The 20,077-nt window shown below is 62.3% G+C and carries 21 protein-coding genes and 1 rRNA gene; 10 read left to right on the top strand and 12 right to left on the bottom strand.

Features of this window, described 5'->3' with window-relative positions; genetic code table 11:
• Positions 1-331: 331 nt before the first annotated feature.
• The 5 genes from ACLCGK_RS33290 to ACLCGK_RS33270 all read left to right on the top strand — a co-directional run bounded on the left by ACLCGK_RS33290 (position 332) and on the right by ACLCGK_RS33270 (position 2,561).
• The gene (locus ACLCGK_RS33290) at positions 332-688 is read left to right on the top strand and encodes a hypothetical protein (protein ID WP_410953723.1); all 357 of its coding nucleotides are present in this window, start codon (positions 332-334) and stop codon (positions 686-688) included.
• An 8-nt stretch (positions 689-696) separates the two neighbouring features.
• A complete protein-coding gene (locus ACLCGK_RS33285) occupies positions 697-1,101 on the top strand; it encodes a TraR/DksA family transcriptional regulator (protein ID WP_003259022.1) in 405 nt (134 codons plus the stop codon).
• A 178-nt stretch (positions 1,102-1,279) separates the two neighbouring features.
• Complete coding sequence (locus tag ACLCGK_RS33280; protein ID WP_015269656.1) at positions 1,280-1,471, top strand: hypothetical protein; 192 nt, start codon at positions 1,280-1,282, stop codon at positions 1,469-1,471.
• Positions 1,472-1,881: 410 nt separating this feature from the next.
• On the top strand, positions 1,882-2,352 hold the full coding sequence (locus tag ACLCGK_RS33275; RefSeq protein WP_003259020.1) for a hypothetical protein: 471 nt from the start codon (positions 1,882-1,884) through the stop codon (positions 2,350-2,352).
• Entirely contained in the window at positions 2,349-2,561 is a 213-nt protein-coding gene (locus ACLCGK_RS33270) for a hypothetical protein (RefSeq protein ID WP_003259019.1), read from the top strand. Before ACLCGK_RS33275 ends, ACLCGK_RS33270 begins: the two co-directional genes overlap by 4 nt.
• Positions 2,562-2,573: 12 nt before the next feature.
• Here ACLCGK_RS33270 and ACLCGK_RS33265 read toward each other — a convergent pair whose 3' ends face one another.
• The 7 genes from ACLCGK_RS33265 to ACLCGK_RS33235 form a co-directional block, all read right to left on the bottom strand.
• Positions 2,574-2,939 (bottom strand): Na+/H+ antiporter subunit G, encoded by a 366-nt coding sequence (locus ACLCGK_RS33265; protein ID WP_410953722.1) that lies wholly within the window; start codon positions 2,937-2,939, stop codon positions 2,574-2,576.
• Positions 2,936-3,214 carry a K+/H+ antiporter subunit F gene (locus ACLCGK_RS33260; protein ID WP_003259015.1) on the bottom strand — a complete coding sequence of 93 codons (279 nt, stop codon included), beginning with the start codon at positions 3,212-3,214 and terminating at the stop codon, positions 2,936-2,938. Before ACLCGK_RS33260 ends, ACLCGK_RS33265 begins: the two co-directional genes overlap by 4 nt.
• Complete coding sequence (locus tag ACLCGK_RS33255; protein ID WP_410953721.1) at positions 3,211-3,699, bottom strand: Na+/H+ antiporter subunit E; 489 nt, start codon at positions 3,697-3,699, stop codon at positions 3,211-3,213. Before ACLCGK_RS33255 ends, ACLCGK_RS33260 begins: the two co-directional genes overlap by 4 nt.
• The gene (locus ACLCGK_RS33250) at positions 3,696-5,375 is read right to left on the bottom strand and encodes a monovalent cation/H+ antiporter subunit D (protein ID WP_410953720.1); all 1,680 of its coding nucleotides are present in this window, start codon (positions 5,373-5,375) and stop codon (positions 3,696-3,698) included. Before ACLCGK_RS33250 ends, ACLCGK_RS33255 begins: the two co-directional genes overlap by 4 nt.
• Complete coding sequence (locus ACLCGK_RS33245; RefSeq protein WP_013971840.1) at positions 5,372-5,716, bottom strand: Na+/H+ antiporter subunit C; 345 nt, start codon at positions 5,714-5,716, stop codon at positions 5,372-5,374. The genes ACLCGK_RS33250 and ACLCGK_RS33245 overlap by 4 nt, the downstream gene beginning before the upstream one ends.
• Positions 5,716-8,631, bottom strand: a complete 2,916-nt coding sequence (locus ACLCGK_RS33240) for a monovalent cation/H+ antiporter subunit A (RefSeq protein WP_015269660.1) — start codon at positions 8,629-8,631, stop codon at positions 5,716-5,718. The genes ACLCGK_RS33245 and ACLCGK_RS33240 overlap by 1 nt, the downstream gene beginning before the upstream one ends.
• 150 nt (positions 8,632-8,781) lie before the next feature.
• Positions 8,782-9,732, bottom strand: a complete 951-nt coding sequence (locus tag ACLCGK_RS33235) for a DMT family transporter (protein WP_410953719.1) — start codon at positions 9,730-9,732, stop codon at positions 8,782-8,784.
• A gap of 83 nt (positions 9,733-9,815) precedes the next feature.
• Here ACLCGK_RS33235 and ACLCGK_RS33230 point away from each other — a divergent pair, with 83 nt between their 5' ends.
• On the top strand, positions 9,816-10,379 hold the full coding sequence (locus ACLCGK_RS33230) for a helix-turn-helix domain-containing protein (protein WP_397462211.1): 564 nt from the start codon (positions 9,816-9,818) through the stop codon (positions 10,377-10,379).
• Between the two features lie 125 nt (positions 10,380-10,504).
• Here the strand turns inward: ACLCGK_RS33230 and ACLCGK_RS33225 are convergent, their stop codons facing one another.
• Complete coding sequence (locus ACLCGK_RS33225) at positions 10,505-11,053, bottom strand: cysteine hydrolase family protein (protein ID WP_410953718.1); 549 nt, start codon at positions 11,051-11,053, stop codon at positions 10,505-10,507.
• Positions 11,054-11,135: 82 nt separating this feature from the next.
• On the opposite strand from ACLCGK_RS33225, the gene ACLCGK_RS33220 reads away from it, so the two are divergent.
• Both ACLCGK_RS33220 and ACLCGK_RS33215 read left to right on the top strand, forming a co-directional pair.
• On the top strand, positions 11,136-12,119 hold the full coding sequence (locus tag ACLCGK_RS33220; RefSeq protein WP_410953717.1) for a GlxA family transcriptional regulator: 984 nt from the start codon (positions 11,136-11,138) through the stop codon (positions 12,117-12,119).
• A gap of 104 nt (positions 12,120-12,223) precedes the next feature.
• Positions 12,224-12,604, top strand: coding sequence for an antibiotic biosynthesis monooxygenase (locus ACLCGK_RS33215; RefSeq protein WP_015269665.1), 381 nt, complete (start codon positions 12,224-12,226; stop codon positions 12,602-12,604).
• Here ACLCGK_RS33215 and ACLCGK_RS33210 read toward each other — a convergent pair.
• Together ACLCGK_RS33210 and ACLCGK_RS33205 are read right to left on the bottom strand one after the other, a co-directional pair.
• The gene (locus ACLCGK_RS33210; protein ID WP_410953716.1) at positions 12,583-13,353 is read right to left on the bottom strand and encodes an alpha/beta hydrolase family protein; all 771 of its coding nucleotides are present in this window, start codon (positions 13,351-13,353) and stop codon (positions 12,583-12,585) included. The two genes, ACLCGK_RS33215 and ACLCGK_RS33210, sit on opposite strands and share 22 nt — an antisense overlap.
• Positions 13,337-14,455, bottom strand: coding sequence for a DUF3182 family protein (locus tag ACLCGK_RS33205; RefSeq protein WP_410953715.1), 1,119 nt, complete (start codon positions 14,453-14,455; stop codon positions 13,337-13,339). Before ACLCGK_RS33205 ends, ACLCGK_RS33210 begins: the two co-directional genes overlap by 17 nt.
• A gap of 220 nt (positions 14,456-14,675) precedes the next feature.
• On the opposite strand from ACLCGK_RS33205, the gene ACLCGK_RS33200 reads away from it, so the two are divergent.
• A complete protein-coding gene (locus ACLCGK_RS33200; RefSeq protein WP_410953714.1) occupies positions 14,676-16,484 on the top strand; it encodes an aminopeptidase P family protein in 1,809 nt (602 codons plus the stop codon).
• A gap of 38 nt (positions 16,485-16,522) precedes the next feature.
• On the opposite strand, the gene ACLCGK_RS33195 is transcribed toward ACLCGK_RS33200, so the two are convergent.
• Both ACLCGK_RS33195 and rhtA read right to left on the bottom strand, forming a co-directional pair.
• The gene (locus tag ACLCGK_RS33195) at positions 16,523-16,804 is read right to left on the bottom strand and encodes a hypothetical protein (RefSeq protein WP_013971849.1); all 282 of its coding nucleotides are present in this window, start codon (positions 16,802-16,804) and stop codon (positions 16,523-16,525) included.
• A 191-nt stretch (positions 16,805-16,995) separates the two neighbouring features.
• Positions 16,996-17,883, bottom strand: a complete 888-nt coding sequence (rhtA, locus tag ACLCGK_RS33190) for a threonine/homoserine exporter RhtA (protein WP_013971850.1) — start codon at positions 17,881-17,883, stop codon at positions 16,996-16,998.
• Positions 17,884-18,523: 640 nt separating this feature from the next.
• Between rhtA and ACLCGK_RS33185 the strand changes: the two genes are divergently transcribed.
• Positions 18,524-20,060, top strand: a 16S ribosomal RNA gene (locus ACLCGK_RS33185).
• Positions 20,061-20,077 lie beyond the last annotated feature (17 nt).

Raw genomic sequence — 20,077 nt, 5'->3', positions numbered from 1 at the left:
CCACCTTCGAGAATGAATGTTGACCTTGTTGTTGATGCCCACGCTTGAAAGCGAAGAGCGAAGAGCGAAGAGCGAAGAGCGAAGAGCGAAGAGCGGAAAAGTACTGGTCTTGATCTCGCGCATAGTCCATTTACGATGGCGACGGTTACTCACCTTTTCGCCCTTACGGCGAGTCACTTTTTGTCAAACGCGACAAAAAGTAACCAAAAAACGCTGCGCTCCCATCATCCGGCCCCTCCGCTACGCTACGGGGTTCCCTCGCGCCGGTCTTGCTCCCGGGAGGACGCGCTGCAGGCCCCATCCATGGGGCCTCAGCGCTTGACGGGCATCCATGCCCGTCACCTCCCTCCGCAAAACCTCTGCTCGGCCTCCTGAAGTCGCGAAGATCAAGATCAAGATCAAGATCAAGATCAAGATCAAGATCAAGATCAAGATCAAGATCAAGATCAAGATCAAGAGCCAAAGCCAGAGCAGAGCAGAGCCAGAGCAGAGCCAGAGCAGAGTGCGCCGACTGGCGGAATGTGGGCACCGGAAGCAAATTCGCACCCGATTGCAGTTGCTCCACGCGACGTGGCGCCTTAGACTGCCGCCCCCTGTAAAAGAGTGCCGGTTGGCGCTTGAAGAATTCTGCTGCCGATGCCGAGGCGTCGGCGGCACCCGAATCGCCCAAATGCACATTTTTTCATAGAGAAATCGATGACCAAGGAACAGTTGCTGGCCATGTCGGCCGATGACTACATGAACGCTGACCAGCTGGCTTTCTTCGCTGGCCTGCTGCAGGCGATGAAAGTCGAAACCCATGAACGCATCGAGCTGAGCCGTGCCACCATCGAAGGCCTGGACACCCCGTCGGACCCTGCCGACGTGGCTTCGGTCGAAGAAGAGCGTAGCTGGCTGGTGAACGCCATCGACCGCGACCAGCGCCTGCTGCCGCAGCTGGAAATGGCCCTGGACCGTATTGCCGACGAAAGCTTCGGCTGGTGTGATGACAGCGGTGAACCAATCGGCCTGAAGCGTCTGCTGATCAGCCCGACCACCAAGTATTGCATCGAAGCCCAGGAGCGCCACGAGCAGCTCGACCGCCACCAGCGCCAGGTGTAACCCCGCGCGGTGTGCCAAGCCCCACGGAGCGATCCCTGGGGCTTTTTGCGTTTCTTGCCGGCGGCGGTTTTGTTGCCCTGCACGTAACACTGCTGTACCGGGATGCGCTGTTTCAGCGCCGTAAGCAGGCGTATCATCACTTTATCGTTAGGGTGCTAATTAAATTCCGGAGGGAATGATGAATAGCCGGGTCGATGTAGCCGTGATGATTGGTTCTGGTGTGCCAGCCTCGATGCGGGCGCTGGGTAAACGCATCTGCTGGGTGGTGCTGGTCAATGGCGAACGCCGTGGTACCGCATTTGCCACCCGTGAAGAGGCCTTGGAGTGCCAGGCGGCCTGGCAGCAGTTGAAGAAGGGCCTGGCTGCCTGAGCACCGTGAGTGCTGCCGGCAAGCGAACGGGGTGTTGTTCAGGGCGTTCGCCTGTAAGAAATGTACTTTGCCTCTCGACGAATTTCGGTGTTTTCGTGCATATTCTTTCCCCAGTAATGCGCTGATGGATTGCAGGGCCCGTTCTTACGTGCGCTCTGGCATTGCCTGTCGCATTTTTTCTGGCGGTTTTGCTGTCAGACATTGCGCTTCCCGAATCGGGAATATGCCGAAAGCCTGTATTTGAGGCCAGATCTGGCAAGCCAGGGTAAAGATTCCCGCACGCTGCATCGCCAGCGGGCGCAGACATTTCGCATATCGCTTTATTACTCTTTTCGCCTATCGATAAGAAATGGCCGTGCCTCACCGAGCTTTGGGTGAGGACGGGTTGTAACCGGTTGAGGATTACTTCATTGGCAGTCAGCACTCTTGATACCCATGCGTTGTTCGCCTTGGGCGACTTGCGCGGTAAATTGGCCCAGCTGTTCCAGGGCCGCTTTGTCTATGTTACGGAACAGAGTCCCGAAGGCCTGTACATGGCCGAAATCGACACCGAAAGCGCATTGGTCGTCGATGACAAGCAGCGTTTGGAACTGAAGGTCGGCGACCACTTTCGCGCCGCCGTGCTGCCCAGCCGCGAAGGCGGCAAACTGGAAATGCGCTTTCGCGAAATCAAGTTGAACGTATATGGCGTGGGCGACTATGCCTTTGTGTCGGTGCCTGAAGGCGAGGGCATCGTGTTCCGTGAAGGCCACGGTGTGATGCTGGTATTCGCCGCACAGCAACAAGTGCAAGAAGGCCTGGGCAAGTTGCTCAAGGCGGTGACCGGCAAGGTTGCCAAATGGCGCAAGGGTGAGCTGACCACCTTCAAGGCCAGTGAATGACCCACAGTGACGACGCGCCTGCCACGCGTGCCGAGTTCCATCGGCAGCACCAGGCGGATGCCGTAGCCGAGGCCGAGCGTTTGCTGGCCAGGCGCGAAGAACTGCAAGGCGCCTGGTTGAACTGGGTGGCAGGGGAATTGTATCGCCTCGGCCCGCCGCCTTATGCGGCCATGGTCCGGCGCGAGTTGCAGCGCCTGGCCCAAGGGTGAGGCGGCGACCTCTCAGTTGCCTCGATCGCGGCCGCTGCTGACTTCTTCAGGGACCGGCTCTTTCCCCATGCGCTTGCGGAACAGCGCCGCCCGGGCCAGCAACAGTGTGGTCACCGGCACGGTGATCGACAGCAGGATCGGAATCAGCCAGGCGTGCAGCACCGGGGCTTCCTTGAGCCAGGAAAAATAGATGATCGAAGCCAGTGCCACGCACCAGGCACCAATGGTCGAAGCCAGTGCCGGCGGGTGCATCCGCTGGAAGTAGTCCTTCAGCCGCAACAGGCCCACGGCACCGATCAGGGCGAACAGGCTGCCGGTCAGCAGCAGCGCGGCAGTGACCAGCTCCAGCCAGAAGGGGAGTTGCAGGGTTTCAGTCATTCGATCACCTCACCGCGCAGCAGGAACTTGGCCAGGGCAAACGAGCCAACGAAACCGAACAGCGCAATCAGCAGGGCACCTTCGAAGTAGGTGTCACTGGCATAACGGATTCCCAGCACCAGCATGGTCAGCATGGCCAGGATGTACAGGTAGTCCAGCGCCAGCACCCGGTCCTGGGCGGACGGGCCGCGGAACAGCCGGATTAGTGCCAGGGCCATGGCCAGGGCGAAGATGAACAGGCTGGCGAGGACAGCATTGGCGAGCAGGCCTGTCATTGGAAAATCTCCATCAGCGGGCGTTCGTAGGTGTCCTTGAAGTGCTGGATGAAAGCCGCCTCATCGTCCAGGTCGAACACATGCAGCAGCAACACGCTGCGGTCCAGGGCCAGCTCGGACCAGACCGTGCCGGGCACCACCGTGGTAATCATCGACAACGCCGCCAGTCCATGCGGGTCGCGCAGGGCCAGCGGGATGTGCACGAACGCCGAGCGTGGCGGCTGCTTGCCGGCGCGCAGCACGCCACGGGCAACCATCAGGTTGGACATGATCACATCGATGCCGACCCGGCCAATCAGCCGGGCGATGGCCAGTGGGCGCCGCACATGGGCATGCTGCGGGCGCAGCGGTGCCATCAGCAGCGGCGCCAGCACGCCGAGCGCGGCTGCCAGCAGCAGGTTGCCGGGGCTGACCGAGAGGTTCAGCAACAGCCACAGTGCGAACAGCGAAACCGATAACAGCGGTGCCGGGAACAGTCGATTCATGGCTGCACCTGTACGTCGAGCGAGGTGGGGCCAGGAATCGGCCGGGCGGCCATCACGGCTTCGATATAGGTGTCGGGGGCCTGCAGGCTGGCGGCGGTGTCCTGGGTGTAGCGCAGCAGCGGCTCGGCCCTGAAGCTGAGGATGAAGCACAGGCCGAGCAGGATGACGATGGGCAGACATTCATAGCGGCGCAGCACCGGCGACGGGCGTTCTTCAGGCTTCCAGAAGCGCTGGATGCCGACGCGGCCGAAGGCGATCAGCGAGGCCATGCCAGACAGGACCAGCAATGCCACCAGACCCCAACCCGCCATGCCCAGCGGCTGCTCGGCAGGCACGCCCAGCCCTTGCGGGTTGAACAGCGCGCTGATCAGGTTGAGCTTTCCGACAAAGCCCGACAGCGGCGGCATGCCGATGATCAACAGGGCGCAGGCGATGAAGCTGAGGCCGAGGAAGGCCATGGTCCACGGGATGATCTGGCCGATCACCACCTTCTGTTCATCGTCGAGGTTGATACCCTTGGGCGGGTGCAGTGATTCCAGCGGTGGCGGCATGGCGTCTTCTTCGTCGTCCAGCAGTGCTTCGTTGGCCGAGCGCGAACGTTCGACCAGTTCGGCGAGCAGGAATAGCGCGCACAGCGCCAGGGTCGAATTGACCAGATAGAACAACGCCGCGCCGGTCAGCGCCGATTGCGCAAAACCGACGGCGCCGAGCAGGGTGCCGGCTGAAACCAGGATGCTGAGGGCGGCCATGCGCTCCAGGCGCTGCGCGGCCATGATCGACACTGCCGCCACCGCCAGGGTGACCAGGCCACCGTACACCAGCCATTCACCACCGAAGTGCGCCGAGGCCCCGGCCTGCCCTGAGAACAGCAGAGTCCACAGGCGCAGCACGGCATACAGGCCGACCTTGGTCATGATGGCGAACAGCGCCGCCACCGGCGCGCTGGCCGAGGCATAGGCCGGTACCAGCCAGAAGTTCAGCGGCCAGATGCCGGCCTTGACCAGGAAGGCCATGGCCAGGATCGCCGCGCCAGCGTGCAGCAGGCCACGGTCGGCCTCCGGCACCAACGGAATCTTCAGCGCCAGGTCGGCCATGTTCAGGGTGCCGGTCACGCCATACAGCATCGCTGCGCCGATCAGGAACAGCGACGAGGCGAACAGGTTGATGGCAATGTAGTGCAGGCCGGCACGCACCCGGGCGCGGCCCGAGCCATGCAGCAGCAGGCCATAGGAAGCGGCCAGCAGCACCTCGAAGAACACGAACAGGTTGAACAGGTCGGCGGTGAGGAAGGCGCCATACAGGCCCATCAGCTGGATCTGGAACAGTGCGTGGAAGCTGGCCCCGGCACCGTCCCAGCGAGCGCGGGCAAACAGCAGGGCACTGAAACCGATGATGCCGGTGAGGGTCAGCAGCAGGGCCGACAGGTGGTCTACCACCAGCACGATGCCGAACGGTGCCGGCCAGTTGCCCGGCAGGTAGACACCGATTGATTCCGCCTGGCCCTGGGTGCGCACCCACAGCAGCAGGCTGACCGCGATGGCCAGGCCGGCAAAGGTCGACAGCAGGTTCAGCCAGGCCTTTGTCTGCCGGTGTTTCTCGCCCAGCAGCAACATCAATGCCGCGGTAACCAGGGGCAGCAGGATGGGCGCGATGATCAATTGGCTCATGCCACTCATTCGTCACGCTCCCGGCCATCCACGTGGTCGGTACCGGTCAGGCCGCGCGAGGCCAGCAACACAACCAGGAACAGCGCGGTCATGGCGAAGCTGATGACGATGGCGGTGAGCACCAGGGCCTGCGGCAGCGGGTCGGTGTAGTGCAGCAGGTCCTGGGGCACGCCGTCCTTGATGATCGGTTCCTTGCCGATGAACAGGCTGCCCATGCTGAAGATGAACAGGTTGACCCCGTACGACAGCAGGCAGAGGCCCATGATCACCTGGTAGGTTCGCGGGCGCAGGATAAGCCACACTCCCGAAGCGGCCAGCACGCCGATGGCAACTGCAATCACTTCTTCCATCAGGCGGCTCCTGCTTGGCTGGTTTTCGCCGGGTTACCCGGGCGGTAGGCGCGCACCGATTGGTGCGCCAGGGCGGTGAGGATCAGCAGGGTCGAGCCGACCACCACAGTGAACACCCCGACATCGAAGAACAGCGCGCTGGCCACGTGCACATCGCCGAGCAACGGCAGGTGCAGGTGGGCGGTATGGGTGGTGAGGAACGGGTAGCCCAGCAGCATGGCACCCGCGCCGGTCAGGGTTGCGCACAGCAGCCCGGTGCCCATCCAGCGCAGCGGGCGCAGGCTCATCTGCGCCTCGACCCACTGGGTGCCGGCAACCATGTACTGCAGGATGAACGCCACCGACATCACCAGGCCGGCAACAAAGCCGCCACCCGGCTGGTTGTGGCCACGCATGAACAGGTACATCGACACCAGCAGGGCGATCGGCAGCAGCAAGCGCACCAGCACCGCGGGCACCATCATGAAGCCCAGGGCGGTGTCGGTAGCATGCCGCGGGTTGATCAGGTCGGTGACCACGTCGGGTGCCAGCTGACGCTGTTGCGCCGGCAGTTGCATGCTTTCCTTGGGCGGGCGGAAGCGCCGCAGCAGGGCGAACACGGTCAGCGCCACGGCCACAAGCACGGTGATTTCACCGAGGGTATCGAAGCCACGGAAGTCGACCAGCATGACATTGACGACGTTGGTGCCACCGCCTTGGGGGAGTGCCCGGCTCAGGTAGAACGAGGAAATGTCGTTCGGCGTCGGCCGGGTGAGCATGGCGTAGGACAGCACGGCCATGCCGCCACCTACCAGCACCGCCAGCAGCAGGTCGCGCAGGCGACGCATGCGCGCACGCTCGAGGCTGCCCGGCAGCGGCGATACGCCTTCGATTCGCCGCGGCAGCCAGCGCAGGCCGAGCAGGATCAGCACGGTGGTGACCACTTCCACTACCAGCTGTGTCAGGGCCAGATCGGGCGCGGAGAACCAGACGAAGGTGATGCAGGTCATCAGGCCGCAGACGCTGACCATGATCAACGCCGCCAAACGGTGATACTTGGCCTGGTAGGCAGCGCCGATGGCGCAGGCGATGGCGATCAGCCACAGCGCGACAAACACGCCCGAGCCCGGAATCTTCGGCCGGTCGCCCCAGCTGAGACCACTGTAGAGCATGGGGGTGAGGCCGGCGAGGAAGGCGGCGAGCACCAGCATGAACAGCTGCGATTGCAGGCGGCGGCTGGTGAGCAGGCGCTCGATGCGCCGCGCCAGCAGCATTAGCTGCACCTGGCCGTGTTCGAACAGGCGCTTGCCATTGAAGCGTTCGATCACCGGTGGGTAGGGGAAGCGGCCAAGGCGCAGCTGCTTGCGCAGCAGCAGGTAAAGCACGATACCGCCGCTCATGGCCACCAGGCTCATGATCAGCGGCGCGTTCCAGCCATGCCAGATGGCCAGGCTGTATTCCGGTAGGGTGCCGCCCACCACAGGCAGGGCGGCGGCGGCCAGCAGCGGGCCGACCGACTGGGCAGGGAAGATGCCCACCACCAGGCAGGTAAGCACCAGCAATTCGACCGGCGCACGCATCCAGCGTGGCGGTTCGTGTGGGGTGTGCGGGAGGTCCTGCGCAGTGGGGCCGAAGAACACATCGACGGTGAAGCGCAGGGCATAGGCCACGCTGAAGGTGCCGGCCAGGGTGGCGACCACCGGCAGCGTGGCCTCGACCCAGGCAGTGGAGCTGATGAACACCGTTTCGGCGAAGAACATTTCCTTGGACAGGAAACCGTTCATCAACGGCACGCCGGCCATCGAGGCGCTGGCCACCATGGCCAGGGTGGCGGTGTATGGCACCAGGCGTATCAACCCGCTGAGGCGGCGGATGTCACGGGTACCGCTTTCGTGGTCGATGATGCCGGCGGCCATGAACAACGAGGCCTTGAAGGTGGCGTGGTTGAGAATGTGGAACACCGCTGCGACGGCGGCCAGCGGGCTGTTCAGGCCCAGCAGCAGGGTAATCAGGCCCAAGTGGCTGATGGTCGAGTACGCCAGCAGGCCCTTGAGGTCGTTCTGGAACATGGCGGCGAAGGCGCCGAGCAGCAGGGTGAGGGCGCCGGCACCGCCTACGATCCAGAACCACTCTTCGCTGCCCGACAGCACCGGCCACAGGCGCGCCAGCAGGAACACCCCGGCCTTGACCATGGTCGCCGAGTGCAGATAAGCCGATACCGGGGTGGGCGCTGCCATGGCATGGGGCAGCCAGAACTGGAAGGGGAACTGTGCGCTCTTGCTCAGGGCGCCGATAAGGATCAGCGGCAGCAGCACCGGGTACAGCGCATGCTGGCGAATGGTGTTGCCGGCAGCCAGGACCTTGTCCAGGTCGTAGCTGCCGACCACATGGCCGAGCAGCAGGGCACCCACCAGCAGGCACAAGCCGCCCGCGCCCGTGACCATCAGCGCCATGTAGGCGCCACGGCGGGCGTCGGCACGGTGGTGCCAGTAGCCAATCAGCAGGAACGAGAACAGGCTGGTGAGTTCCCAGAAGAACACCAGCTGGATCAGGTTGCCGGAGATCACCAGGCCGAGCATGGCGCCCATGAAGGCGAGGAAGAAGGCGAAGAAGCGCGGCACCGGGTCTTGTGGCGACATGTAGTAGCGGGCATACAGCGAAACCAGCGTACCGATGCCCAGCACCAGCAGCGAGAACAGCCAGGCGAAGCCGTCCATGCGCAGCACCAGGTTCAACCCCAGGCTGGGCAGCCAGAGGAACTCTTCGCGAATCACGCCACCGTGGGCAACCTGAGGGTACAGCAGTGCTACCTGGACAGTGCCGACCAGGGCCACGAGCCCGGCGAGAATGGACTCCGCGTTACGTGCGTTGTGCGGCAGCACTGCTGCCAGGCAACTGCCCACGAACGGCAGAAGCAATAGCACTATCAATGACATAGCGTTCTATTCTGGAGAAGTTTGCAAAGAATCATACGTGCCGAGGGATTGATCACCAACACGCAAGCTGTCGCAGAATCCTACAAACAGGCTGTGACAAGCTGTTTTTTTATAACAGATTCTTACAAAGCATAGCCGCAGTTGGCGGCTTTACAGGCCAGCCTGGCGTTCACCTTCATCCGTCACTTCCCGCGATTCGGCCACCTCGCGCGGGCGGCGCACCTTGAGTTCGCTGACCACCACCGCGATCACGATCAGCAGGCCGCCGAGCAGTGCCACGCCCGGCAGGCGCTCACCGGCGATGCGCCCGACGATCCCGGCCCATACTGGTTCGCCGGCATAGATGAGGGTGGCGCGGGTGGGCGAGACCGACTTCTGCGCCCAGTTCATGGCTACCTGGATCACCGCGCTCATGGCGCCCAGGCCCACGGCACTGGTCAGCAGCAGCCAGGAAAAATCGGGTATGCGCTCCTGGGTCGGCACGATCATCAGGAACGCCAGCAGCGAGGCGGTCGCCAGCTGCACCACGGTGACCCGGCGCACATCGACCTGCCCGGCGTAGCGGCTGATCAGGATGATTTCGCCGGCAATGGCCACGGCGCTGACCAGGGTTACCAGCTCGCCTTCGCTGAAGTTCAGGCTGCCCCCTTCCGGCCCGGCCAGCAGCATCAGGCCGATGAACGCCAGGCCGATACCGATGCTGGGCATCAGGCCGGGGCGCCGGCCCAGTACCAGCCATTGCAGCAGTGGCACGAATGGCACGTACAGCGCGGTAATGAACGCTGACTGGCTGCTGCTGATGGTTTGCAGGCCCATGGTCTGCAAGCCGTAGCCGAGCATGATCGACACGCCGATCAGCATGCCGGCCTTCAGTTCGGTGAAGGTCAGCCCGGGCAGCGCCCGCGCCGAGACCACCCCGACGAACAGCGCGGCTGCAGCGAAGCGCAGGCCGACGAAGAACATCGGGCCGCTGACGCTCATCACGTTGTGTACCAGCAGGAAGGTGCCGCCCCACAGCATGGTGATGAATACCAGCACCAGTTCGGCCTTGCTCAGGCGAAAGGTAATGGCGGGGGTCGGTTTGCTGCTGGGCTTGCTCATGGTCTTGCGCACTCGGAGGGGGCGGCGCACAATCGCCGCAAAGTGGGCAGTATACTGCGCAATACCTACCAGTGAGCAATATAGTGCACAGAGATTCCTCGCACCGGGCATCGGTGCTGCAACATGTCAGCCTCAATGTACGCAGCCTGCGCAACGCCGCGGGTATGAGCCAGACGGCGTTGGCGGAGCGTTCCGGGGTCAGCCGGCGCATGCTGGTGGCGATCGAGGCGGGCGAGAAGAATGTCAGCTTGACTACTCTCGACCTGATTGCCGAGGCCTTGGGCGTGGCTTTCAGTACCCTGATCCAGGCACCTGACCAGCGCGACCCCGGGCGCATCGAAGAGTTGGCCTGGGCCGGCGAGCACCCGCAGAGCCGGGCGGTGCTGTTGGGCAGCAGCGTGGCGCGGCGCGAGGTGGAACTATGGGAATGGACCCTGGCACCGGGCGAGTGCTATTCCAGCGAGGCTGATGCCGAAGGCTGGAGCGAGCAGATCTATGTGGCGCAAGGGCAACTGACGCTGATCATCGAAGGGGTCGAGCATCGCCTGCAGGTCGGGCAGTTCCATGTGTTTCCCAGCAACTGCCGGTATGCCTATCGCAACGATGGGGCGGTTGCGGTGCGGTTTGTGCGCAATGTGGTGATCTAAGAGCGCGCAGGGCTGCACCACCTGTGGGAGCGGGCATGCCCGCGAATACCGGCGGAGCCGGTGCCATCCTCCGCGTCGCCTGATTCGCGGGCACGCCCGCTCCCACAGGTGCTGAGCAAGCCTGATCAGCTATTCAGCAACTCATCGGTCCTGACCACCTTGGCATAGGCAAACGCCAACGCCGCCATCACCGAATCATGCACCTGCGCCGCCGGCACCCGCTTGCCATCGAACTCCAGTGGCAGCGTGGCACAGGCGTCGTGCGCCACGGTCACGTCGTAACCCAGGTCGGCCGCGGCACGGGTGGCGGCGTCGATGCACATGTGACTCATGCTGCCGACGATGGTCAGGGCCTCGACGCCATGCCGGTCCAGCGTGTGCTCAAGGTCGGTACCGAGGAAGGCGTTGACCTTGTGCTTGAGCACCACCGGCTCACCGGCTTGAGGCTCGACCTTGGCATGGATCGCCGCACCCTGCGAGCCTGGCGCGAAGAACGGCGCATCGGCGCTTTCGAACTCATGCCGCACATGCACCACCAAGTCACCCCGTTGACGCGCTGCCGCCAACAGGCGGGCAGCATTGTCGGCCGCCTGGTCGGCACCATCGAGGGTCCATTTGCCGCCCGGGAAGTAGTCGTTCTGGATGTCGATGATGATCAGCGCCTGCTTGCTCATGCTGCCTCCTGTGGCAGTAGTCGTTGGATGACGTTAGTTATAGGCTGTGTGCACTGACCTGAGGATTGGCGCGAACGACACTATGCAGGCAAAAACTGACAACCCCGCCAGCCTGGACATCGGCCTGCTGCTGTACCCCGGCGCGCAGCGTGCTGCCGTGCATGGGCTGGCCGACCTTTTCCTGGTAGCCAATCGGGTGGTTGCCGAACTGGGTGCTGTCGAGTTGCCATCGGTGCGTATCAGCTTTTGGCAGGCAGACGAGGCAGGGCGGTTGCAGCTTGCCCCTGAGAGCCCGCCTGCCGCCGTTGCCGATCTGCGGGTGCTGATCATTCCACCAAGCCTGGAGTCGGCACCACAGGGTGAGCTGCTTGAGCGCCATCGCGCGTCGTTGTGCCAGTTGCACGGGCACGGCACGGTGCTGGCATCGGTGTGCATCGGGGTGTTCTTCATCGCCGCCAGTGGTCTGCTCGACGGGCGCCCGGCCTGTACCCACTGGAACTACGTGCATTCGCTTGCCCAGCGTTTTCCCAAGGTGCGGGTCGAGGCCCAGCAGCCGTTGCTGGACGATGGCGACATCGTCACCTCGGCCGGGCTGATGGCCTGGACCGACCTGGGCTTGCGCTTGCTGGAGCGCTTCATGGGCGCGACGGTGGCGCGGGAAACTGCCCGCTACCTGGCGGTCGACCCGGTCGCGGCGCCACTGCCCGGTGCAGTGTTCAACCCACGCCTGGACCATGGTGATGAAGCAGTGCTGAAAGTGCAGCACTGGTTGCAGGGCAACGGTGGGCAGGATGCCGACCTGGCCAGCATGGCCGCATGCGCGGGGCTGGAGGAACGCACTTTCCTGCGGCGTTTTCGTGCTGCCACGGGGCTACGGCCGACCGAGTACTGCCAGCAGGTGAGGGTGGGGCGTGCGTGCCGCTTGCTGGAGTTCACCCGGCGCAATGTCGAGCAGATCGCCTGGGGCGTCGGTTACCAGGACCCGGGTGCGTTTCGCAAGGTGTTTCAGCGCATCACCGGCCTGACCCCGAGTGATTATCGGCGGCGCTTCGCGGTATCGGGTTAGGGCGCGGGGCGTTCCCGGTGCGGAAACCGCTTGACCTTGACATAACTTGAGGTTTTACCCTGCTCTGCATCGCGCTGTAGGCGTCCGTCACCAGGAGACCGTTCATGACGGCAACATCCCATGCCCTGTGGTTTACCCAGATGATCGAATTTGAAGTGCCTGGCAAGTTCCAGCAGGCGTTGGCCCAAGCGCTGGTGGCGCGCAGCGAAGAGCTGGCCGCGCGTTGCGAAGGACTGCAGGGCGTCAGTATTCAGGCCAGCGACGATGGCAGCCGGGTGCTGCAGTACCTGCAATGGCAGTCCCGCCAGGCGTGGGCAGCGGCGGCCGTATATTTCGTCGGGGAACCTTTTCTCGACCTGCTTGGCCAGTACCAGGCGCGTGGCGTCAACTTTGCTGCCTACCAGACGCTGCGCAGCCTGGTGCGCGGTGCCGATGGCGGCCTGCATTGCCAGGTGGGTGAGCCTCAGGCATACCAGGGCGCGTAGTGCGGGTAGCGATCCAGGCGGGCGCCAATGACCATTTCGCTGACCCATGCCGCCAGGATCGAACTGTAGGCTTTCTGGCTCTCTTCGCTGGACAGCGCGTGGTCGGCACCGTCGACGATGCGGTGGGTGAGTGAATGGGCGCTGACAAATGCCGAGCGGTAACTCATCAAGGTGCTGTGGGGCACGTAGTCGTCCTGCTCGGACTCGACCAGCAGTACATCGCCACCGAACTCGGCACAGGCTGCCAGTGCGCGGTTGTCTGCCGGGCCGAGCAGGCGCTGGCGATAGGCGTTCAGCCGTTGCCGGTCGAGGGTTTGCTTGGGGAGGTTCCATTCGTCGTCCCAGTACATCGCGGGTACCCTGAGGGCCAACCATTTGACCGGCCGCTCACGGGTCAGCAACGTAGCCAGGTAGCCGCCATAGCTGCTACCGATGATGGCGATGGCACTGGTGTCGACGGCTGGGTGGCTTGCCAGCCGGTCGTAGGCCACCAGCAGGTCGGTCAGGTTCTGTTCGCGGGTTACCGTCAGCCGTTGGCTTTCGGTTTTTTCGTGGCCGCGCAGGTCGAAGGTCATGCATACGCAGCCCAGCCCGGTGATATGCCGGGCGCGGGCGAGGTCGCGTTGCTGGCTGCCACCCCAGCCGTGGACGAAGAGAATGCCCGGCATCTTGCTGCCGGGGCTGACCAAGGTGCCGACGATGCTGTCATCCTCGACCTGCAGTTCAATGGTTTCACTTTGAATGGTCATGTTCGCGAATCCGCGCAAATTTGCTGAGTTGTCCGAGTTCACTGTCGTTTCCTTGGTAAAAGAGGGTGGCGTCAGTGGGTAGTTCGGGGATGCCGAACACTTCATGGGTGGAGGCACGTACCCGTTGCAATGCCGGGTCGTCGGCGAACGCCTGCAAGGCCAGCAGTTCGGCACTGCTGGCACCGCCCAGGCGCCAGGATTGCTCGAGTACGCCGCTGCGCAGGTGGCCCTGTGGGTTCACGCCGCGGGCAATGTCGTAGTTGCGCCGCGAGGCGATGAAGCCGGGGAAGTGCTGCTCGGCGGCCTGTTCGTAGGCCATCGCCTGGTTGATGGCCAGGCGCAGCGGCTCATCCAGCGGCAGTTGCAGCAGTGCCTGGTAGTCACCGCGTACCACTACCAGGTCGGAGCCGCCATACACTTCCGTGCCCTGATGGTCGCGGGTAAGTTGCTGGGTGCCGTGATAGCTGCAGGTCAGGCCGGCGACACGTACCTGGCCAACGCTGAAGGTTTGCACTTCGCTCAGGTCTTCCTCGAGCACCAACCCCCATAGCGCAAGGTCCTGGTCATCCATGCCGGCCAGCAGCGGTTCCAGCTCATCCGCCGTGGTTATGACCTGTTGCCCACGGCCTGCGCAGGCCAGTACCGGCTTGATTCGCAACTGGCCGTCCGTCAGTAACAGCTGTGCGGCGGTCCGTGCATCGGCCTTGCTGAATACGGTGTAGCCGCGCAGCAGGGCGTCGCAGGCTTGCCGTGCGAAGGCATCGGTCCAGCCCGGCGGGAAACTGGCCCCGGCCGGCAGCGGGTGGGAAATCGCCTTGGTCGCCATGTAGGGGTGTGCGACCAGGCCACCGAAAAGGTCCTGTTCGCTGCAGATGCCGAGGGCGGCATGGCGTTCGGGATCGACCAGGGTTTCGGTGGGCAGGTAGTAGTAGCCGTCGGTGGCGCTTGGTGGCTGGCTGGGTTGCACGTGCGGGCAGCCCAGAAGGCGTGCCAGGCCATCGGCAAGCTTCAGGTGCACGGCATGCTCGTGGTCGGGGGTGTGCGCGCGGGTGTCGAGCAGCACCACGCCGCTTTTAGGGGCGCAGGCGTTGGGCATGGTCATTTGCCTGTGTGCAATGAATGTACTGAGTGTGAAGCCGCTGCTTTGTGGAAGTTCAGCGGAACTTGATCGGTGGTTCTGGCCCGTCTGTAGGAAATGTCCGGTATGCGCAGGGCGTCACGGGCAATGCATGCCGTGTGTCGGTCGCCAAGATTGCAGGGCCTCGGCGGCTGTTCCATTATCGGCACACTGGATAAACCGTGATGTAGCCGCAGGAGAGCGCATGAACGTTCAGACCACCCTTGGGCAAAGCGTGCCGCAGCGTTTGGCGCTGGTTCGCCAGGCCATGGCTGCAGAGGGCATCGATGCCTTGCTGGTACCTTCGGCCGACCCCCATCTTTCCGAATATCTGCCTGGTTACTGGCAAGGGCGCCAGTGGCTTTCGGGTTTCCATGGCTCGGTCGGCACGCTGGTGGTCACGGCTGGCTTTGCCGGGTTGTGGGTCGATAGCCGCTACTGGGAACAGGCGGAACACGAGCTGGCGGGCAGTGGCATCGAGCTGATGAAACTGCTGCCGGGCAAGCCTGGTGCGCTGGAATGGCTGGGCGATCACGTCGAGCCCAACGGCAGCGTGGCAGTAGATGGTGCGGTCATGGCGCTGGCTTCGGCGCGCCAACTGAGCGATCGGCTGAAGGCGCGCAGGGCGCGACTGGTGACTGACAAGGATCTGCTGGGCCAGGTCTGGGAAGGGCGCCCGGCGCTGCCAGGCAACCCGGTGTACCAGCATTTGCCGCCGCACGCCACGGTGAGCCGTGCGGAAAAACTGGCGCAGTTGCGCCAGAGCGTGCAGGCCAAGGGGGCCGACTGGCATTTCATCGCCACCCTGGATGACATCGCCTGGCTGTTCAACCTGCGCGGTAGCGATGTTTCCTACAATCCGGTGTTCGTGGCCTTTGCCCTGATCAGCCAGCAGCAGGCCATCCTGTTTGTCGGCCAGGACAAGCTCGACGAACATCTACGCCAGGTGCTGGCGGCCGACGGTATCGAAGTGCGTGACTACGCCGAAGCAGGCAAGGCCCTTGCCGCCATGCCGGCCGGGGGTCGATTGCTGGTCGACCCGGCCCGGGTGACCTGCGGCCTGCTGGATAACCTGCCGGCCGAGGTGGAGCTGGTCGAGGGGCTCAACCCCAGCACCTTGAGCAAGTCGTGCAAGGGTGATGAGGACCTGGTGCACATCCGGCAGGTGATGGAGCAGGATGGCGCGGCCCTGTGCGAATTCTTCGCCTGGTTCGAGGCCAACCTTGGTCGTGAGCTGGTTACCGAGCTGACGGTCGACGAGCAGTTGAGTGCCGCCCGTGCCCGCCGCCCGGGATTCGTGTCGTTGAGCTTCTCGACCATTGCCGCCTTCAACGGCAATGGCGCGATGCCGCATTACCGCGCCACGGAACAGTCGCACGCGGTCATCGAGGGCGATGGTCTGCTGCTGATCGATTCGGGCGGGCAGTACCTGGGGGGCACCACCGACATCACGCGCATGGTGCCGGTGGGCAACCCGAGCCTTGCACAGAAGCAGGATTGCACACGCGTGCTCAAAGGCATGATCGCCCTGTCGCGTGCCACCTTCCCGCGGGGCGTGCTATCGCCGTTGCTCGACGCCATTGCCCGGGCACCGATCTGGGCTGACCAGGTGGATTACGGCCACGGCACCGGCCATGGTGTGGGCTACTTCATGAACGTGCACGAGGGGCCGCAGGTAATTGCCTACCAAGCGGCACCCACGCCGCAGACCGCGATGCAGGTGGGCATGATCAGCTCGATCGAGCCGGGCACGTACCGTCCAGGACAGTGGGGTGTGCGCATCGAGAACCTGGTGGTCAACCGCGAGGTCGGCAAGGGCGCCTTCGGCGACTTCCTGAACTTCGAGACCCTGACGCTATGCCCGATCGATACCCGCTGTCTGGTGCCCGAGTTGCTGACCAGGGAAGAACTGGACTGGTTGAATGGCTATCACGCCAGGGTACGCAAGCGTCTGGCGCCGTTGCTCAAGGGGGACGCGCTGGCCTGGCTGGAGGCGCGTACCGCGCCCTTGTGAAACAAACGAAAAGGGCAGCTTGCGAGCTGCCCTTTGTTCTACTTGCAGATGACGATCATGCTGCGGCTGGTATAACCCGCCGGGTTGATGCCAAACAGGTAGTCACCTGGTTCTTCATCGCTATCGCCCGAGCGGGCTATGATCCGGTAGCCGCGCGTGCTGCAGGAGCTCGCGGCCTTGCTGTAGCAGTTGTCCCACGAGGAAGACAGGCCGGAGCAATTGATATGCAGGCCCTTCTTGCCCCTTTTGACCTCAGTCTTGGCCGTGGCGGCACATCCAGCAATAGCCAAGATGGCCAGGATCAGCAAAATACGTTTCATTCCTGTCCTTATGATGCAGGGCGGATCAGCTGTCTGGTCCCGTCGTTATCGCTTTGGTTCTTCCTGAAATATCCCCAGCGTCCGTGTTCGGTCCAGTAGATAGCGTGAAGATGATGATTCTGTGACAGCTTAATCAGCGAGACAGGTCGCTACAATCACTAATCCTGTCTCAAATGAAAATATTTCTCATATCAGTCGGTAGCGACGACCGGGCTGGGTTCCTTGCGCATGGACAGGGTGGTGCCGACCGACGCGGTGATGATCGCGAGAATAGCCAGCCACTGGGTAATCGTCAGTACCTCGCCCAGGAACAGCAGGCCGGACAATGCGCCGAATGCTGGCTCGATACTCATGAGGGTGCCGAAAGTGCGTGCCGGGATGCGCGTGAGGGCAACCATTTCCAGGCTGTAGGGCAGTGCGGTTGACAGCACCGCGACGCCCAGCGCCATGGGGATCAGGGCGGGTGTGAGCAATGCGCTGCCGGCGTGGGCGATACCGATGGGGGCAACGAACAGCGCGGCCACCACTACGCCCAGTGCGGCACTCTGGATACCATGCTCGGCCCCGGCACGCTGCCCGAACAGGATGTACAGCGCCCAGCATACGCCCGCGCCCAGGGCATAGGCAGCGCCGACCGGGTCGAGAGCCTGCCCGCCATGGCCGGCCGGCAGCAACAGCAGCAGGCCGACGATGGCCAGGGCAATCCACAGGAAGTCGATCGGCCGGCGCGAGGAGAAGATTGCCACGGCCAGCGGGCCGGTGAATTCCAGTGCCACGGCAATGCCGATCGGTACCGTTTGCAGGGCCATATAGAAGAGGAAGTTCATGCCGCCCAGCGCCATGCCGTAGATGATGACGTTGCGCAGGGTATTGCGGGTCATGCGCACACGCCAAGGGCGCAGGATAAGCAGCATGATGATGCTGGCGAAGATCAGGCGCAGGGTGGTGGTGCCTTGCGCGCCGATGAGGGGGAACATGCTTTTGGCCAGTGAGGCGCCGGACTGTATCGATGCCATGGCGATGAGCAGCAGGCCGATCGGGAAGAGGGTAGCGGCCAGGCTGCGGGGTTGGGTGTTCATTTCTGCGCGACGATCCTTGAGCGGGGTGGGGTGAGCAATATAGTGCGCAAATACGAGGGAAGGGGGCAAGGTGCCTGGCGTTGTTATTTCAGCGCCTGTGCGATCGACCGCCGGACATACAAGGCGGTCGCGTGCGCTGGTACTGACATTACTTGCCCGAAACAGATGTGGAAGCCTTGCGCTGCGCGGGCGCTCGATCTCACAGGCGCTGCAAGGCTCGCGGCGAGCACTTGGGGCCCTGATGCAGTCTTTTTCAAAAAGATTCTAAATTATTGAAATTAAAGGTTGACCTCCTGAAACACCGCCCTATAATGCGCACCACTCCAACGCGGTAGCGAAGCAAAGCCAGCCACCCTGTTGAGTCAAGTGTTTGAAGCTAAACGAGTTTCTCGCAAAAAACTTCAAAATAAACGCTTGACAGTAAATGAGGAAAGCGTAGAATGCGCGCCTCGGTTGAGACGAAACGCTCTTAACCAAACGCTCTTTAACAAATCGAATCAAGCAATTCGTGTGGGTGCTTGTGAGTACGGACTGATAGTCACAAAGATTATCAGCATCACAAGTGGCCATGCGAGAAATCACATAGTCATTTGAGATTGCTGAGCCAAGTTTAGGGTTTCTTAAAAACCCAAGCAGTATTGAACTGAAGAGTTTGATCATGGCTCAGATTGAACGCTGGCGGCAGGCCTAACACATGCAAGTCGAGCGGATGATGGGAGCTTGCTCCTTGATTCAGCGGCGGACGGGTGAGTAATGCCTAGGAATCTGCCTGGTAGTGGGGGACAACGTTTCGAAAGGAACGCTAATACCGCATACGTCCTACGGGAGAAAGCAGGGGACCTTCGGGCCTTGCGCTATCAGATGAGCCTAGGTCGGATTAGCTAGTTGGTGAGGTAATGGCTCACCAAGGCGACGATCCGTAACTGGTCTGAGAGGATGATCAGTCACACTGGAACTGAGACACGGTCCAGACTCCTACGGGAGGCAGCAGTGGGGAATATTGGACAATGGGCGAAAGCCTGATCCAGCCATGCCGCGTGTGTGAAGAAGGTCTTCGGATTGTAAAGCACTTTAAGTTGGGAGGAAGGGCAGTAAGTTAATACCTTGCTGTTTTGACGTTACCGACAGAATAAGCACCGGCTAACTCTGTGCCAGCAGCCGCGGTAATACAGAGGGTGCAAGCGTTAATCGGAATTACTGGGCGTAAAGCGCGCGTAGGTGGTTCGTTAAGTTGGATGTGAAAGCCCCGGGCTCAACCTGGGAACTGCATCCAAAACTGGCGAGCTAGAGTACGGTAGAGGGTGGTGGAATTTCCTGTGTAGCGGTGAAATGCGTAGATATAGGAAGGAACACCAGTGGCGAAGGCGACCACCTGGACTGATACTGACACTGAGGTGCGAAAGCGTGGGGAGCAAACAGGATTAGATACCCTGGTAGTCCACGCCGTAAACGATGTCAACTAGCCGTTGGAATCCTTGAGATTTTAGTGGCGCAGCTAACGCATTAAGTTGACCGCCTGGGGAGTACGGCCGCAAGGTTAAAACTCAAATGAATTGACGGGGGCCCGCACAAGCGGTGGAGCATGTGGTTTAATTCGAAGCAACGCGAAGAACCTTACCAGGCCTTGACATGCAGAGAACTTTCCAGAGATGGATTGGTGCCTTCGGGAACTCTGACACAGGTGCTGCATGGCTGTCGTCAGCTCGTGTCGTGAGATGTTGGGTTAAGTCCCGTAACGAGCGCAACCCTTGTCCTTAGTTACCAGCACGTTATGGTGGGCACTCTAAGGAGACTGCCGGTGACAAACCGGAGGAAGGTGGGGATGACGTCAAGTCATCATGGCCCTTACGGCCTGGGCTACACACGTGCTACAATGGTCGGTACAGAGGGTTGCCAAGCCGCGAGGTGGAGCTAATCTCACAAAACCGATCGTAGTCCGGATCGCAGTCTGCAACTCGACTGCGTGAAGTCGGAATCGCTAGTAATCGCGAATCAGAATGTCGCGGTGAATACGTTCCCGGGCCTTGTACACACCGCCCGTCACACCATGGGAGTGGGTTGCACCAGAAGTAGCTAGTCTAACCTTCGGGAGGACGGTTACCACGGTGTGATTCATGACTGGGGTGAAGTCGTAACAAGGTAGCCGTAGGGGAACCTGCGGCTGGATCACCTCCTTAATCGACGACATCAGCCT

This window comes from Pseudomonas sp. S1(2024), assembly GCF_046557535.1.
The sequence above is the reverse complement of the archived record's forward strand: the minus strand, read 5'-3'. Positions and strand labels throughout refer to the sequence as shown.

Coding starts and splice junctions, on each gene's coding strand:
- ACLCGK_RS33290 (WP_410953723.1), top strand. CDS start 332: ATGCCCGTCACCTCCCTCCGCAAAACCTCTGCTCGGCCTCCTGAAGTC.
- ACLCGK_RS33285 (WP_003259022.1), top strand. CDS start 697: ATGACCAAGGAACAGTTGCTGGCCATGTCGGCCGATGACTACATGAAC.
- ACLCGK_RS33280 (WP_015269656.1), top strand. CDS start 1,280: ATGAATAGCCGGGTCGATGTAGCCGTGATGATTGGTTCTGGTGTGCCA.
- ACLCGK_RS33270 (WP_003259019.1), top strand. CDS start 2,349: ATGACCCACAGTGACGACGCGCCTGCCACGCGTGCCGAGTTCCATCGG.
- ACLCGK_RS33265 (WP_410953722.1), bottom strand. CDS start 2,939: ATGACTGAAACCCTGCAACTCCCCTTCTGGCTGGAGCTGGTCACTGCC.
- ACLCGK_RS33260 (WP_003259015.1), bottom strand. CDS start 3,214: ATGACAGGCCTGCTCGCCAATGCTGTCCTCGCCAGCCTGTTCATCTTC.
- ACLCGK_RS33255 (WP_410953721.1), bottom strand. CDS start 3,699: ATGAATCGACTGTTCCCGGCACCGCTGTTATCGGTTTCGCTGTTCGCA.
- ACLCGK_RS33250 (WP_410953720.1), bottom strand. CDS start 5,375: ATGAGTGGCATGAGCCAATTGATCATCGCGCCCATCCTGCTGCCCCTG.
- ACLCGK_RS33245 (WP_013971840.1), bottom strand. CDS start 5,716: ATGGAAGAAGTGATTGCAGTTGCCATCGGCGTGCTGGCCGCTTCGGGA.
- ACLCGK_RS33240 (WP_015269660.1), bottom strand. CDS start 8,631: ATGTCATTGATAGTGCTATTGCTTCTGCCGTTCGTGGGCAGTTGCCTG.
- ACLCGK_RS33235 (WP_410953719.1), bottom strand. CDS start 9,732: ATGAGCAAGCCCAGCAGCAAACCGACCCCCGCCATTACCTTTCGCCTG.
- ACLCGK_RS33225 (WP_410953718.1), bottom strand. CDS start 11,053: ATGAGCAAGCAGGCGCTGATCATCATCGACATCCAGAACGACTACTTC.
- ACLCGK_RS33220 (WP_410953717.1), top strand. CDS start 11,136: ATGCAGGCAAAAACTGACAACCCCGCCAGCCTGGACATCGGCCTGCTG.
- ACLCGK_RS33215 (WP_015269665.1), top strand. CDS start 12,224: ATGACGGCAACATCCCATGCCCTGTGGTTTACCCAGATGATCGAATTT.
- ACLCGK_RS33210 (WP_410953716.1), bottom strand. CDS start 13,353: ATGACCATTCAAAGTGAAACCATTGAACTGCAGGTCGAGGATGACAGC.
- ACLCGK_RS33205 (WP_410953715.1), bottom strand. CDS start 14,455: ATGACCATGCCCAACGCCTGCGCCCCTAAAAGCGGCGTGGTGCTGCTC.
- ACLCGK_RS33200 (WP_410953714.1), top strand. CDS start 14,676: ATGAACGTTCAGACCACCCTTGGGCAAAGCGTGCCGCAGCGTTTGGCG.
- ACLCGK_RS33195 (WP_013971849.1), bottom strand. CDS start 16,804: ATGAAACGTATTTTGCTGATCCTGGCCATCTTGGCTATTGCTGGATGT.
- rhtA (WP_013971850.1), bottom strand. CDS start 17,883: ATGAACACCCAACCCCGCAGCCTGGCCGCTACCCTCTTCCCGATCGGC.